Below are 12,935 nucleotides of genomic sequence, written 5' to 3' on the forward strand. Positions count from 1 at the left end.
CACAGCTCTTCCTGTGGGAGCGAGCCTGCTCGCGAAGGCATCACCTCGGTCTTCGGATATGCCCGCTCTAACCCGCATCACTGCACTATGCTCAGCCAGCCCCCCACAGGAGTGAACCATGCGCGTACTCGTCACCAACGCCCAGGACGATTTTCGGGTCAAGGCCTATGCCGGCACCAACGGCGTGTTGCTCGCCATGGACCTGGCTGAACCCCGGCGTAAGGGTTTGCTGGGCTTTGCCATCGAGAAGCAGCAGGGTGACAAGCCCTGGCTATTCCTGTTCAACAGCCTGACGTTCCCCGACAAGGCCCATACCTTTCCCCAGTTCCACGCCACCCCTAGCGACAAGGCGCCCCTGCAGAAATTTCGCTGGGCCGACTACGCCGTCAACCCCGGTGTGACGATCCACTACCGTGTGCACCTGGCCTATGGCAGCCCCGATGCACCGCAGTTGGGCGAGTTCCTGGAAGTTACCGTCACCAGCGACGACGGACAGCCGGCCGATCAGCGGGTCATCTTCAACCGTGCCGTGGCCGCCAGCCAGGCGTTCCAACGCAAGTTTCCCGAACTGGACGCGCTGATCGACGCCAACAAGAACCTGTCCATCGATGACTGGCCCGACGCCCCGCGTCGCTGGCTGGAAAACGGTTTGCTGGGGCGCTTGACCGGTTTCATCGACCGGGCGCTGGATGCCAGCTGGGCGTTGGATGTCGCCATCTATGAATACGAACTGCCGGTGATCGTCGACGCGGTGACTGCCGCTCATGCTCGCGGCGCTCGGGTGCGAGTGCTGTACCACGCCGAGCCCGGGGACGACACCACGGCGCGCAACGAAGCCAGCCTCGAGAACATGCCCGCGGCCAACAAACGTGGGCGGGTCACCCACAATATTTTCCACAACAAGTTCATTGTGCTGAGCAAGGTGGAGGCCAGCGGCTCATTGCAACCCGAAGCCGTGCTGTGCGGCAGCACCAACTTCACCGCCAACGGTGTCTACCGCCAGGCCAACGTCGTGCATGTGCTGGACGACCCTCGGATGAGCAGCAGCTACCTCAAGGTATTCGAGCAAATCTGGGCGACGCCCCAGGACGTCGATGCCACTCGCCAGTGGTTGACCCAGAACAATGCCATGGCGCCGCAAGAGGCGTTGTTCGCCGGGTTCTCGCCGCGCACCGGGGAGGGTGATCTGGATCGCTTCGTCGACATCATCAAGGGGGCGCGGAAGGACCTGTTGTTCGTCACCGCCTTCGTGCTGCCCGACCGCATCCTCGACGCCTTGCTCGGCGCACCCAATGACGATGTGCTGCGTTACGGCCTGCAAAACACCCGGAGCCGCATCACCGGCTTTCATGCCGACCGCACCGCCGAATTCGCCGCCACCGCGTTGCTCAACACTGGCCTGGAAGGCTGGCTGCGGGAAAACATGAAGGGCCAGAAGGGCAACCTGCTGGTACACACCAAGGCCATCGTCACCGACTTCACCAGCGACACGCCGACCATCCTCAGCGGCAGCCACAACCTGAGCGCCGCGGCCAGCAGCGGCAACGACGAGAATTACCTGATCATCCAGGGCGACACCGACCTGGCCGACCGCTACGGGCTGGAACTGCTGCGTTTCTATGAGCATTACCGCTTTCGCTATTTCGCGAAAAAGCTCGCTCTCAAGCAGGTCAAGCCACTGGCGGTGGATGACAGTTGGAGCGATGACTATTACCGCGAGGGGGATTTGCGGATGTTGTCCAGGGTGAGGTTTTGCGGGCGCTGAGCAGTGGCAAGAGATGTTTTAGGGTGCTATTTTTAGCGCCATTAAGAGTACTCAAGGACTCATCCCATGACACACATCGTGCTTTCCCAAGTGGTAGCCAGCATCTCCGAGCTCAAGAAAAATCCGATGGGCACCGTTGCTGCTGGTGGAGGATTGTCCGTAGCGATCCTCAACCGCAATGAGCCGGCTTTTTATTGCGTCCCTGCTCGGGAGTATGAAGCCATGATGGACCGGCTTGAAGACATGGAGTTGGTCGCTCTTTGCCGCGAGCGTGAAAATGATCCAACGATCAAGGTTTCTCTTGATGACCTATGAGCTGGAGTTTTCCGATAAAGCATGGAAGGAATGGCAAAAGCTGGGAGCAACACTCAAGGAGCAATTCAAGAAAAAGCTTGAAGAGCGACTGGTAAATCCGCACGTCCAGGCTGACCGACTGCATGGATTGGGCAACGCCTATAAAATCAAGTTACGTAGCGCCGGTTATCGATTGGTTTATCGGGTAGTAGATGATTTGTTGGTTGTTACGGTAATCGCAGTAGGTAAGCGAGAGCGTGGTCAGGTGTATGACGAGGCGGCTAAGCGATAAGCCATTCCCACCGTTATCGAAGCGCTGCGCGTAACCTGACAAGCGCTCGCCCTCGACCTGCGGTGCATAAAGTCTGGAGCCGCTGCCGCAGCCAATTCACGTCATGGCGTGTCGGGCGAAGCGAGCGCCGGGGCTTGGTCCGGCCGATGTGTTCGGCAAAGTTGCGCATCAGCGAGGGCTGGTCACCGATGCCCTTGAGCTTGCGGCACAACTTTCCATCCTTATAGAACAGCACGGTCGGTGTCCCGCTGACTTCCGGGTGCCGGGGCGATTCGTGGGTGCTCAATTTGTAGATGATGGCTCGATCCTGAAATGCCTCGGCCACCTTGCAGAACACCGGTTCGGCCCAGCCGCAGGCGTAGCAGTGTGGATGGCCGAAATAGAAGACCACCGGGCGCCAGGTCCTGAGGGCCTTGCGGTAGTCCTTTTGTGACGCGACGTGAGTGATGAGTGAACTCATGGCCGGCTCCCTTGTACCTAGACGGTGACAGGAACGATAAGGAACCTGACCAGGGATCGCTACTGTCAGGGTTGACAGGTGACCGGCTCTGTTTCGGTGCGAAACAGATCGGACGCACTCCGTTTGGGGCCTTGGTACCCGCGCGCCGTAGCCAACGGTAGCAAGCGTGCGTGAGATCGATGAACGCTCCTGGCTACGGCGGTTTTGCCATCCCACTGATTTCATTCACTTTCCATTTTTCTCACCCGGGCATTGCGAACCTGTGGCACACTTTCTGCTGTCTATTCCGTTGTTACATACCATGTTCCGGTATAGCGGAATAAACTCACCCTGGAGTGCTTGCCATGCAATGCCGACCTTCCTTGTTCAAAGCGTGTGTTTTTCTCTTCGTGGCCACGACGGCTGCCATGGGGGTCGCTCAGGCGGCCGACAGCAAGCTGGACAGCGTGCTGCAGCGGGGGAAATTGATCGTGGGCACGGGCAGTACCAATGCGCCGTGGCACTTCCAGGGAGCGGATGGCAAGTTGCAGGGCTTCGATATCGATATCGCACGGATGGTCGCCAAGGGCCTGTTCAATGACCCGGAGAAAGTCGAGTTCGTGGTGCAGTCGTCCGATGCGCGGATTCCCAACCTGCTGACCGACAAGGTCGACATGAGCTGCCAGTTCATCACCGTCACCGCCAGTCGCGCCCAGCAAGTGGCGTTCACCCTGCCGTACTACCGCGAAGGGGTGGGCCTGCTGCTGCCGGCCAACAGCAAGTACAAGGAAATCGAAGACCTCAAGGCAGCGGGCGATGATGTCACCGTGGCGGTGCTGCAGAACGTCTACGCCGAAGAACTGGTGCACCAGGCATTGCCCAAGGCCAAGGTCGACCAGTACGACAGCGTCGACCTGATGTACCAGGCCGTGAATTCCGGCCGTGCCGATGCCGCCGCCACCGACCAGTCCTCGGTCAAATACCTGATGGTGCAGAACCCAGGGCGCTACCGCAGCCCGGCCTACGCCTGGAGCCCGCAAACCTACGCCTGTGCGGTCAAGCGCGGCGACCAGGACTGGCTGAACTTCGTCAACACCACCTTGCATGAAGCCATGACCGGCGTGGAATTCCCCACCTATGCCGCCTCCTTCAAGCAGTGGTTCGGCGTCGAGCTGCCGTCGCCGGCGATCGGTTTCCCCGTTGAATTCAAATGACCCCGTGAGCCCGGGGCGCCCCTTGCGGCGCTCCGTCGAAGGTATTGCCGACCATGAATTATCAGTTGAACTTTGCCGCCGTCTGGCGCGATTTCGACACCTTGCTGGCGGGGCTCGGCCTGGGGCTTTCCCTGGCGCTGGTGTCGATCGCCATCGGTTGCGTGATCGGCCTGGCGATGGCGTTCGCGCTGCTCAGCAAACATCGGGTACTGCGGGTGCTGGCGTCGGTGTATGTCACGGTGATCCGCAATACGCCGATCCTGGTGCTGATCCTGTTGATCTATTTCGCCTTGCCGAGCCTGGGCATTCGCCTGGACAAGCTGCCGTCGTTCGTTATCACGCTTTCGCTGTACGCCGGGGCCTACCTGACCGAGGTGTTTCGCGGCGGACTGTTGAGCATTCACAAGGGACAGCGTGAAGCAGGATTGGCCATTGGCTTGGGCGAGTGGCAAGTGAAAGCTTATGTCACCGTGCCGGTGATGCTGCGCAACGTGTTGCCGGCCTTGTCGAACAACTTCATTTCGCTGTTCAAGGACACCTCCCTGGCGGCGGCGATCGCCGTACCGGAGCTGACCTACTACGCCCGCAAGATCAACGTGGAGAGCTACCGGGTGATCGAAACCTGGCTGGTGACCACGGCTCTGTATGTCGCGGCCTGTTACCTCATTGCCATGCTGCTGCGGTATTTCGAGCAGCGCCTGGCGATCCGCCGTTAGGAGCCTCCCATGTACGAATCCCCTAGTTGGTTGCATGAGTTGTGGGTCGCCCGGGACACCCTGTGGGCCGGTTTCCTCACCAGCGTGCAGTGTTCGCTGCTGGCGATTGTGTTGGGCACCTTGATCGGTGTCGTCGCCGGATTGGCGTTGACGTACGGCCGTGTCTGGATGCGCGCGCCGTTTCGTTTCTACGTCGATCTGATTCGTGGCACGCCGGTGTTCGTGCTGGTGCTGGCCTGCTTTTACATGGCCCCGGCCCTGGGTTGGCAGATCGGCGCGTTCCAGGCCGGCGTGCTGGGCCTGACGCTGTTCTGCGGCTCACACGTGGCCGAGATCGTGCGCGGTGCCTTGCAGGCGTTGCCCCGCGGCCAGATGGAAGCGAGCCAGGCCATCGGCCTGACGTTCTACCAGGCGCTGGGTTATGTGCTGTTGCCCCAGGCGTTGCGGCAGATCCTGCCGACCTGGGTCAATTCCTCCACCGAGATCGTCAAGGCCTCGACCTTGTTGTCGGTGATCGGCGTCGCCGAATTGCTGCTCAGCACCCAGCAGATCATCGCCCGGACCTTCATGACGTTGGAATTTTACCTGTTCGCCGGGTTTCTCTTTTTCATCATCAATTACGCCATCGAATTGCTCGGGCGGCACATTGAAAAGCGGGTGGCGTTGCCATGACTGACGTTTCGAAACTCTCCCATACAAAGCCCTCCAACACCCAGCCGTTGCTGGACATTCGCGGCCTGCGCAAACAATACGGTCCGCTGGAAGTGCTCAAGGGCGTTGACCTGAGCATGCAGCGCGGCAATGTGGTCACGCTGATCGGCTCCAGCGGTTCGGGCAAGACCACATTGCTGCGTTGCGTGAACATGCTGGAAGAATTCCAGGGCGGCCAGATCGTGCTCGACGGCGAGTCCATCGGCTACGACGAGGTGGGCGGCAAGCGTGTGCGCCACCCCGAGAAGGTCATCGCCCGGCACCGGGCCATGACCGGCATGGCCTTCCAGCAATTCAACCTGTTCCCGCACCTGACTGCATTGCAGAACGTCACCCTGGGCCTGCTCAAGGTGAAAAAGCTGCCGAAGGACGAGGCGGTGTCCCTGGCCGAGAAATGGCTGGAGCGGGTCGGCCTGCTGGAACGACGCGACCATTTTCCCGGCCAACTGTCCGGCGGCCAGCAACAGCGCGTGGCGATTGCCCGTGCGATTGCGATGAACCCCAGCCTGATGCTGTTCGACGAAGTCACTTCGGCCCTGGACCCGGAGCTGGTCGGCGAGGTGCTGAACGTGATCAAGGGCCTGGCCGAAGACGGCATGACCATGCTGCTGGTGACCCACGAAATGCGCTTCGCCTTCGAGGTCTCCGACAAGATCGTGTTCATGAACCAGGGGCGCATCGAAGAGCAAGGGCCACCCAAAGAACTGTTCGAGCGACCGCAATCGCCGCGCCTGGCGGAATTCCTCAAGAACACGCGTTTTTAACTTTCTATTCAATAAGGAGATACCCATGAGCATTACGCGCTACGGCACCGGCAGCACCGCAGGCGGCGGCCAGCCACGGCCCTTCGCCCGCGCCGTGGAGGCCGATGGCTGGCTGCACGTGTCCGGCCAGGTGCCGGCGGTGAACGGCGAGATCATCGTCGGCGGGATCGTCGAGCAGACCCACCAGACCATGAAGAACCTGGTCGCAATCCTCGAAGAGGCCGGCTACGGCCTCGAAGATGTGGTGCGCTGCGGCGTGTGGCTGGAGGATCCACGGGACTTCTGGAGTTTCAACAAGGTGTTCGGCGAATACTTCAGCCCCGAACACGCCCCGGCCAGGGCCTGCGTACAGGCGAGCATGATGGTCGATTGCAAGGTCGAGATCGATTGCATCGCCTACAAGAAAAAAAGCTGAACACGATATTCTGGCAAATTCGCTTCTGTGGCGAGGGAGCTTGCTCCCGCTGGCCTGCGCAGCAGGCCCATCTTTTTTGCGACTGCTGCGCAGCCGAGCGGGAGCAAGCTCCCTCGCCACAATAAATGCGACTATGAGTGAAATTTCAGGAATCGAAGACATGACCGAAGACACCATCAAACGCCGGGCCCGAGGATTGGATCGGGCGTTCGATATCCTCGATTTCCTCAAGGAAATCGGCCAGCCGCTGCGTCCGAACGATATTGCCAGCGGCATCGGCAGCCCCAAGTCCACGGTCTATGAACTGGTGGCGTCGCTGCTGGAGCGGCGCATCCTCGAACCGGTGGGCAAGGACGGTCACGTCTACCTGGGCCGCCAGTTGTATTTCCTCGGGCAGGCGCACCTGCGGCATTTCGACCTGAGCCGTGAGGCTGACCAGGCCTTGCAGGAAATCGTGCGCCAGACCCGGGAAACGGCGCAGATGTGTCTGCTCAACGGGCGCAAATACACCGTCGCGCTGATGAAGGAAGGCGAGCGGCATTTCCGCATTTCCTCGGACATCGGTGAAAACGCGCCGATCCCCTGGACCGCGTCGGGGCGCTTGTTGCTGGCGCACCTGAGTGACCAGCAGATCGTCGACCTGATCGACCCCGACGACTTCATTTTGCCGGACGGCGAGCGCCTTCCTGTGGAGCGATTTCTCAAGGAAATCCGCCAGGCCGGCCTCGATGGATTTTTCTCCTTCGACAGCGTCGCCGACACCTTCACCCACTGTTTCGCCGCACCGGTCAAAGACCCTGGCGGCGTGGCCATTGCCACCCTGTGCATCGTCGCGCCACGGGCTGACGCCAAGAACAATTACGCCGACTACCGCCGGGTGCTGATCGAAAGCGCCAACAACCTGGCCCGTCGCATCAATGAATAGACAGCAACGGCACTAGCGGCCGTGCGCGAGGAGTTCGAATATGTCATCTGCCATCCTTAATGCCGGCGTCGAGAAGGGCGCCGCCACCGTCGGCGCCCACCTGCTAAGGGACGTCAGCCTGCCGGCGCTGGTGCTGCACCGCGCGGCGCTGGAGCACAACATCCGTTGGATGCAAGATTTTGTCACCCGCAGCGGTGCCGAACTGGCGCCCCATGGCAAGACCAGCATGACCCCCGCGCTGTTTCGCCGGCAACTGGAGGCCGGTGCCTGGGGCCTGACCCTCGCCACCGCCGTGCAGACCCGTGCCGCTTACGCCCACGGTGTGCGCCGGGTGTTGATGGCCAATCAACTGGTCGGCAGACCTAACATGGCGCTGATCGCCGATCTGCTGGTCGACCCGGCGTTCGAATTCCATTGCCTGGTGGATCATCCCGACAGCGTCGCTGACCTGGGCGCTTACTTCGCCTCGCGCGGTGTGCGGCTCAATGTGATGATCGAGTACGGCGTGGTCGGTGGTCGGTGTGGCTGCCGGACCGAGGCCGAGGTGCTGGCCCTGGCCGAGGCGATTCGGGCGCAACCGGCGCTGGCGTTGACGGGTATCGAAGGCTACGAAGGGGTGATTCACGGCGACCACGCCATCAGCGGCATTCGCACATTCGCGGCCTCGCTGGTACGGCTGGCGGTGCAGTTGCAGGACAGCGGTGCCTTTGCCATCGACAAACCGATCATCACCGCCTCGGGGTCGGCCTGGTACGACCTGATCGCCGAATCCTTCGAAGCCCAGAATGCCCACGGGCGCTTCCTCAGCGTGCTGCGCCCCGGCAGTTACGTGGCTCACGACCATGGCATTTACAAAGAGGCCCAGTGCTGCGTACTGGAGCGCCGCAGTGACCTGCACGAAGGCCTGCGCCCGGCCCTGGAAGTCTGGGCCCACGTGCAATCGCTGCCGGAGCCGGGCTTCGCGGTGATCGCCCTGGGCAAGCGCGACGTCGCCTACGACGCCGGATTGCCGGTGCCGCTCAAGCGCTACCAGCCCGGATCGGACGCGGTGGCGGGTGACGATGTCAGCGCTTGCAAGGTGACGGCGGTAATGGACCAGCATGCGTTCATGAACGTGGCGGCGGGGGTTGAGCTGCGCGTGGGCGACATTGTTTCGTTTGGTACTTCACATCCGTGTTTGACGTTCGACAAGTGGCGGGTGGGGTGCCTGGTGGATGAGCAGTTGCGGGTAGTCGAGAGCATGGAGACTTGTTTCTAAGGCTTGAGACCGAGTCGCGGCTATCGCGAGCAAGCTCGCTCCCACAGTGGATTGTTGTGAATACAACATTTGTGATCACCACGATCCCCCTGTGGGAGCGAGCCTGCTCGCGATAGCGGCCTGCCAGACACCACCGAACCATCAGGAACATCCATGAGCAACCCCAAACCCCGCATCGCCCTGATCGGCGAATGCATGATCGAACTGCAACAACGCGCCGACGGCAGCCTGCTGCAAAGCTTCGGCGGCGACACCCTGAACACCGCGGTGTACCTGTCCCGGGCCTTGGGCGACAGCGGCGCGGTGGATTATGTCACCGCCCTGGGCGACGACAGTTTCAGCGATGCCATGTGTGAGCGCTGGGCCGAAGAAAACATCGGGCTGCAAAGGGTCCAACGCTTGCCTGGACGCCTGCCGGGCCTGTATTGCATCCAGACCGATGCGGCGGGTGAGCGGCGATTCCTCTACTGGCGTAACGAAGCGGCGGTGCGTGAGTGTTTTACTACCCCGGCCGCCGGACCGATCCTGGCCGCATTGCCGGATTACGATGTGCTGTATTTCAGCGGCGTCACCCTGGCGGTGCTCGGTGAGCAAGGACGTGGCAAGCTTCTGGAAACCCTGGTTGAGGCGCGCCGACGCGGGGCCCAGGTGGTGTTCGACAATAATTTCCGGCCGAGACTCTGGGCTTCGATCGAGGCGGCGCGAGTGGCGTATCGCAGCGTATTGCCTTACGTGGAGCTGGCGCTGTTGACCGTGGAAGACGAGCAGGCGTTGTTCGGTCATGCCGACAGCGAGGCGGTGTTCGCCGCCTATGCGCAGCTCGGCACGCCCGAGGTGGTGCTCAAGCGGGGTGCCGAGGCCTGTTTGATTCGTTGCGATGGGCAGTCGTATGAGGTGCCAGCCGTGCGGGTTGAGCACGTCGTTGACACCACGGCGGCGGGAGATTCATTCAGCGCCGCGTACCTGGCGAGCCGCTTGCTGGGCGGCAGCCCGGTGGAGGCGGCAGAGGCGGGGCATCGGTTGGCGAGCCGGGTGATCCAGGTGCCGGGGGCGTTGATTCCCAAGGACTGACATCCCCTGGAAATCAGGCGATGCCTTTGTGGCGAGGGAGCTTGCTCCCGCTCGGCTGCGTAGCAGTCGCAAAAATGGGCCTGCTGCGCAGGCCAGCGGGAGCAAGCTCCCTCGCCACAAGGGGTCGGTTCACGGGCCGGAACCGCTTCAATCCCGGTAGAACACCTGCACCAGGTGATAGCCGAACTTGCTCTTGATCGGCCCATGCACCACCCGCAGCGGCTTCTTGAAAATCACCGCATCGATCGCGCCGACCATCTGCCCCGGCCGTACTTCGCCGAGGTCGCCGCCGCGCTTGCCCGAGGGGCAGGTGGAGTATTTCTTGGCCAGCACATCGAACGCTTCGCCCTTGGCGATGCGTTGCTTGAGCTGTTCGGCTTCTTCGGCGGTTTTCACCAGGATATGGCGGGCTTGGGCTTTCATTGCTGCGGTGACCTGAACGGTGCGACGGGGTGGCGATTATGCCTCATGTCAGTTGCCATGGTTGATCATCGTCCGAATCTTGTTGGCCAGCAGATCGAGGGTGAAGGGCTTGGCGACCATGTCCATGCCTTGTTCGAGGAACCCCTGGCGTTCGGCGGCCTTCTGCGCGTAACCGGTCATGAACAGCACTTTTAGCCCTGGGCGGTGCTGCCGGGCGATTTCCGCCAGTTGCCGGCCATTCATGCCCGGTAGCCCGACGTCAGTCACCAACAGGTCGATGCGCTGGTCCGACTCAAGCGTGGGCAGGGCCGTCATGGCGTCCCGGGCCTCGAGGGCGGTGTAGCCCAGCGTCTGCAGCAGGTCGAGCACCAGCATGCGCACCGCGGGTTCGTCTTCCACCAGCAACACGGTTTCTCCGGCGATGGCCGGCGGTACCTCGACCGACTCGGGCGTCGTCGATTGTTGAGCGGGCGAAACGTGCAAGCGCGGCAAGTACAGCTGCACCCGCGTGCCCTGGCCCGGCACACTGTCCAGGTTGAGGTGCCCACCGGACTGTTGGGCGAACCCGTAGATCATCGACAAGCCCAGGCCGGTGCCCTGGCCGATGGGCTTGGTGGTGAAGAACGGGTCGAAGGCCTTGGCCAGCACGGCGGGGGTCATGCCGCTGCCGTTGTCGCTGACGGCGATCATCACGTAGTCGCCGGCCTTGACCGGTTCCAGGGTGTTGATGTCGGTACCGTCGAGATAGACATTGGCGGTTTCGACGATCAATTCGCCGCCGTCGGGCATGGCGTCCCGGGCGTTGATCACCAGGTTGAGCAGGGCATTTTCCAACTGACTCGCATCGGTGCTGACCGGCCATAGCTCGTTGGCCAGTTGCAGCCGCAGCACGATGTGATCGCCGGTGGTCCGGCTCAGCAGGTCTTCGAGCGAGCGCACCAACTCGTTGGCGTCCAGCGGTTTGCGGTCCAGGGACTGGCGGCGGGAAAACGCCAGCAACCGATGGGTCAAGGCCGCGGCGCGGTTGGCCGAGGACACCGCCGCTTCGGTGAAACGGCCGATCTCGGCGGCACGGCCAGCGGCGATATAGCGTTGCATCAGGTCCAGGCTGCCGAGGATGCCGGTCAGCATGTTGTTGAAGTCATGGGCAATGCCCCCGGTGAGCTGGCCCACGGCTTCCATTTTCTGCGCATGGCGCAGGGCTTCTTCGGCGCGCTCGCGTTCGAACATCTCGCCTTGCAGCCGGTGATTGGCCTCGGCCAACTGCTGGGTCCGGGCGATGACCCGTTCCTCCAGCGTTTCGTTGAGGTTGCGCAGGGCTTCCTCGGTCTTGCGGCTCTCGGTTTCGTCGATCACGAAGATGTAGAAGCCGTTCACGGCACCGTCCGCGCCGTGGCGGGGCAGGTAGTTGATCAGCGAATGGCGTGGGCGACCGTCGCGATGGTCCATCTGCACGGTGAAACTGCACGGCTTGCCGGCCAGGGCGTCGGCGATCTGCTGGGCGCGGGCGGCATAGGCCTCTTCGCCGAGCACTTCGCGGATGGTTTTGCCGTAGAGCTCCTGCGGGGTCATGCCGTACCAGTCCAGGTAGGCACTGTTGTTCAGCCGGAAACGCTCTTCGCGGTCCACGTAGCTGATGAGGATCGGCATGGCGTTGATGATCAGCTGCAGCTCGGTCTGGCTCTGGCGCAAGGCTTGCTCGGTGCGCTTGCGTTCGGTCAGGTCCAGGGCCGCACCCAGAAAACGCTTGGGCCGGCCGTGGCGGTCCTTGTAGCACCGGCCGCGCACGTACACCCAGCGCAACTCGTTGTCGGGTTGCAGCAGCCGGTATTCCTCGGCGTACTCGGTGCCGTGGGTGATGCAGTGCTTGATGCTGCGGGCAACCATTGCCCGGTCCTCGGGGTGCACGCCTTCGAGGTAGGCGCTGATGGGCAGTTGGCGCGACAGGTTCGGATCGACGCCGTGCAGCAAAGCGAAATGCGCGTCGGCAATGAAACGGTCTTCGCTGATGTCCCAATCCCAGGTGCCCAGCGCGTCGGCGGCGGCCAGGGCCAACTGCAGGCGTTCTTCGCTTTCGTGCTGGGCCTTGAGACTGGCCTCGGAGCGCCGTTCGAACTCCATGGCCAGGCGGCGCCGTTCGCTGGTCTCGATGGCGGTGACCAGGATGCCGGCGACGCTACCGCTTTCGTCACGCACCGGGCTGTAGGTCAGGTCCAGCCAGACATCGCAGAGGCGGCCGGAGAAGGGCACGCGCCATTGCTGGTCGCGGCAGGTGTGGGTCTGGCCCTGCAACACGCGCTGATAAATCCCTTCGGTCGTGCCTTTGAGTTCGGGCCATGCCGCATGGGTCGGCTGGCCAAACGCCCGGGGGTGTTTGTCACCGGCCAGTCGGCCGAAGGCGTCGTTGTAGAGGTGGGACAGTTGCTCGCCCCACAGCAAGGCCATGGGCATGGGCGAATGGAGCACGATGTCCACGGCGCTGCGCAGGCTCTGGGGCCAGTTTCGGGCGCTGCCCAGTGGGGTCTGGGCCCAATCCACCTGGTTGACCAGGCGCTGTGTATCGCTGCCGGCGGGTGTCGCGTTCATCACGTGGCCCCTGGCTGTCGTGTCTGTACCACGGCGTCTACTATCCTTTGAGGAAGGTAAAT

The 12,935-nt window shown here is 62.2% G+C and carries 14 protein-coding genes; 11 read left to right on the forward strand and 3 right to left on the reverse strand.

Features of this window, described 5'->3' with window-relative positions; genetic code table 11:
• Nucleotides 1-118: 118 nt before the first annotated feature.
• From AD659_RS12140 to AD659_RS12150, 3 genes are all read left to right on the forward strand, one after another.
• Complete coding sequence (locus tag AD659_RS12140; protein ID WP_053121506.1) at nt 119-1,765, forward strand: phospholipase D-like domain-containing protein; 1,647 nt, start codon at nt 119-121, stop codon at nt 1,763-1,765.
• A 66-nt stretch (nt 1,766-1,831) separates the two neighbouring features.
• The gene (locus AD659_RS12145; RefSeq protein WP_024616638.1) at nt 1,832-2,080 is read left to right on the forward strand and encodes a type II toxin-antitoxin system Phd/YefM family antitoxin; all 249 of its coding nucleotides are present in this window, start codon (nt 1,832-1,834) and stop codon (nt 2,078-2,080) included.
• Nucleotides 2,070-2,351, forward strand: a complete 282-nt coding sequence (locus AD659_RS12150) for a type II toxin-antitoxin system RelE family toxin (protein ID WP_053121508.1) — start codon at nt 2,070-2,072, stop codon at nt 2,349-2,351. Before AD659_RS12145 ends, AD659_RS12150 begins: the two co-directional genes overlap by 11 nt.
• Nucleotides 2,352-2,364: 13 nt before the next feature.
• Here the strand turns inward: AD659_RS12150 and AD659_RS12155 are convergent, their stop codons facing one another.
• Nucleotides 2,365-2,811: a thioredoxin family protein gene (locus AD659_RS12155; RefSeq protein WP_053121510.1), complete on the reverse strand. Its 447-nt coding sequence runs from the start codon at nt 2,809-2,811 to the stop codon at nt 2,365-2,367.
• A 344-nt stretch (nt 2,812-3,155) separates the two neighbouring features.
• Between AD659_RS12155 and AD659_RS12160 the strand changes: the two genes are divergently transcribed.
• The 8 genes from AD659_RS12160 to AD659_RS12195 all read left to right on the forward strand — a co-directional run bounded on the left by AD659_RS12160 (nt 3,156) and on the right by AD659_RS12195 (nt 9,864).
• The gene (locus tag AD659_RS12160) at nt 3,156-4,004 is read left to right on the forward strand and encodes a transporter substrate-binding protein (RefSeq protein WP_053121512.1); all 849 of its coding nucleotides are present in this window, start codon (nt 3,156-3,158) and stop codon (nt 4,002-4,004) included.
• A 53-nt stretch (nt 4,005-4,057) separates the two neighbouring features.
• Nucleotides 4,058-4,720 carry an amino acid ABC transporter permease gene (locus AD659_RS12165; protein WP_014338685.1) on the forward strand — a complete coding sequence of 221 codons (663 nt, stop codon included), beginning with the start codon at nt 4,058-4,060 and terminating at the stop codon, nt 4,718-4,720.
• A gap of 9 nt (nt 4,721-4,729) precedes the next feature.
• Nucleotides 4,730-5,392 carry an amino acid ABC transporter permease gene (locus tag AD659_RS12170; protein WP_053121514.1) on the forward strand — a complete coding sequence of 221 codons (663 nt, stop codon included), beginning with the start codon at nt 4,730-4,732 and terminating at the stop codon, nt 5,390-5,392.
• Nucleotides 5,389-6,195 carry an amino acid ABC transporter ATP-binding protein gene (locus AD659_RS12175; RefSeq protein ID WP_053121516.1) on the forward strand — a complete coding sequence of 269 codons (807 nt, stop codon included), beginning with the start codon at nt 5,389-5,391 and terminating at the stop codon, nt 6,193-6,195. The genes AD659_RS12170 and AD659_RS12175 overlap by 4 nt, the downstream gene beginning before the upstream one ends.
• A 25-nt stretch (nt 6,196-6,220) precedes the next feature.
• On the forward strand, nt 6,221-6,610 hold the full coding sequence (locus AD659_RS12180) for a RidA family protein (protein ID WP_053121518.1): 390 nt from the start codon (nt 6,221-6,223) through the stop codon (nt 6,608-6,610).
• A gap of 160 nt (nt 6,611-6,770) precedes the next feature.
• Nucleotides 6,771-7,535, forward strand: a complete 765-nt coding sequence (locus AD659_RS12185) for an IclR family transcriptional regulator (protein ID WP_053121520.1) — start codon at nt 6,771-6,773, stop codon at nt 7,533-7,535.
• A gap of 40 nt (nt 7,536-7,575) precedes the next feature.
• On the forward strand, nt 7,576-8,793 hold the full coding sequence (locus AD659_RS12190) for an amino acid deaminase (protein ID WP_053121522.1): 1,218 nt from the start codon (nt 7,576-7,578) through the stop codon (nt 8,791-8,793).
• 153 nt (nt 8,794-8,946) lie between these two features.
• Complete coding sequence (locus AD659_RS12195) at nt 8,947-9,864, forward strand: sugar kinase (RefSeq protein WP_053121524.1); 918 nt, start codon at nt 8,947-8,949, stop codon at nt 9,862-9,864.
• A gap of 147 nt (nt 9,865-10,011) precedes the next feature.
• Here the strand turns inward: AD659_RS12195 and AD659_RS12200 are convergent, their stop codons facing one another.
• Together AD659_RS12200 and AD659_RS12205 are read right to left on the reverse strand one after the other, a co-directional pair.
• Nucleotides 10,012-10,287 carry a peptidylprolyl isomerase gene (locus AD659_RS12200; RefSeq protein ID WP_019690952.1) on the reverse strand — a complete coding sequence of 92 codons (276 nt, stop codon included), beginning with the start codon at nt 10,285-10,287 and terminating at the stop codon, nt 10,012-10,014.
• 48 nt (nt 10,288-10,335) lie between these two features.
• A complete protein-coding gene (locus AD659_RS12205) occupies nt 10,336-12,873 on the reverse strand; it encodes a hybrid sensor histidine kinase/response regulator (protein WP_053121526.1) in 2,538 nt (845 codons plus the stop codon).
• Nucleotides 12,874-12,935 lie beyond the last annotated feature (62 nt).

The sequence above is a fragment of the Pseudomonas thivervalensis genome (assembly GCF_001269655.1).
Taxonomy (GTDB): Bacteria; Pseudomonadota; Gammaproteobacteria; order Pseudomonadales; family Pseudomonadaceae; genus Aquipseudomonas; species Aquipseudomonas thivervalensis.

Excerpts from the sequence above, each read along its gene's own strand:
- AD659_RS12140 (WP_053121506.1), top strand. The coding sequence starts at position 119 with ATGCGCGTACTCGTCACCAACGCCCAGGACGATTTTCGGGTCAAGGCC.
- AD659_RS12145 (WP_024616638.1), top strand. The coding sequence starts at position 1,832 with ATGACACACATCGTGCTTTCCCAAGTGGTAGCCAGCATCTCCGAGCTC.
- AD659_RS12150 (WP_053121508.1), top strand. The coding sequence starts at position 2,070 with ATGACCTATGAGCTGGAGTTTTCCGATAAAGCATGGAAGGAATGGCAA.
- AD659_RS12155 (WP_053121510.1), bottom strand. The coding sequence starts at position 2,811 with ATGAGTTCACTCATCACTCACGTCGCGTCACAAAAGGACTACCGCAAG.
- AD659_RS12160 (WP_053121512.1), top strand. The coding sequence starts at position 3,156 with ATGCAATGCCGACCTTCCTTGTTCAAAGCGTGTGTTTTTCTCTTCGTG.
- AD659_RS12165 (WP_014338685.1), top strand. The coding sequence starts at position 4,058 with ATGAATTATCAGTTGAACTTTGCCGCCGTCTGGCGCGATTTCGACACC.
- AD659_RS12170 (WP_053121514.1), top strand. The coding sequence starts at position 4,730 with ATGTACGAATCCCCTAGTTGGTTGCATGAGTTGTGGGTCGCCCGGGAC.
- AD659_RS12175 (WP_053121516.1), top strand. The coding sequence starts at position 5,389 with ATGACTGACGTTTCGAAACTCTCCCATACAAAGCCCTCCAACACCCAG.
- AD659_RS12180 (WP_053121518.1), top strand. The coding sequence starts at position 6,221 with ATGAGCATTACGCGCTACGGCACCGGCAGCACCGCAGGCGGCGGCCAG.
- AD659_RS12185 (WP_053121520.1), top strand. The coding sequence starts at position 6,771 with ATGACCGAAGACACCATCAAACGCCGGGCCCGAGGATTGGATCGGGCG.
- AD659_RS12190 (WP_053121522.1), top strand. The coding sequence starts at position 7,576 with ATGTCATCTGCCATCCTTAATGCCGGCGTCGAGAAGGGCGCCGCCACC.
- AD659_RS12195 (WP_053121524.1), top strand. The coding sequence starts at position 8,947 with ATGAGCAACCCCAAACCCCGCATCGCCCTGATCGGCGAATGCATGATC.
- AD659_RS12200 (WP_019690952.1), bottom strand. The coding sequence starts at position 10,287 with ATGAAAGCCCAAGCCCGCCATATCCTGGTGAAAACCGCCGAAGAAGCC.
- AD659_RS12205 (WP_053121526.1), bottom strand. The coding sequence starts at position 12,873 with ATGAACGCGACACCCGCCGGCAGCGATACACAGCGCCTGGTCAACCAG.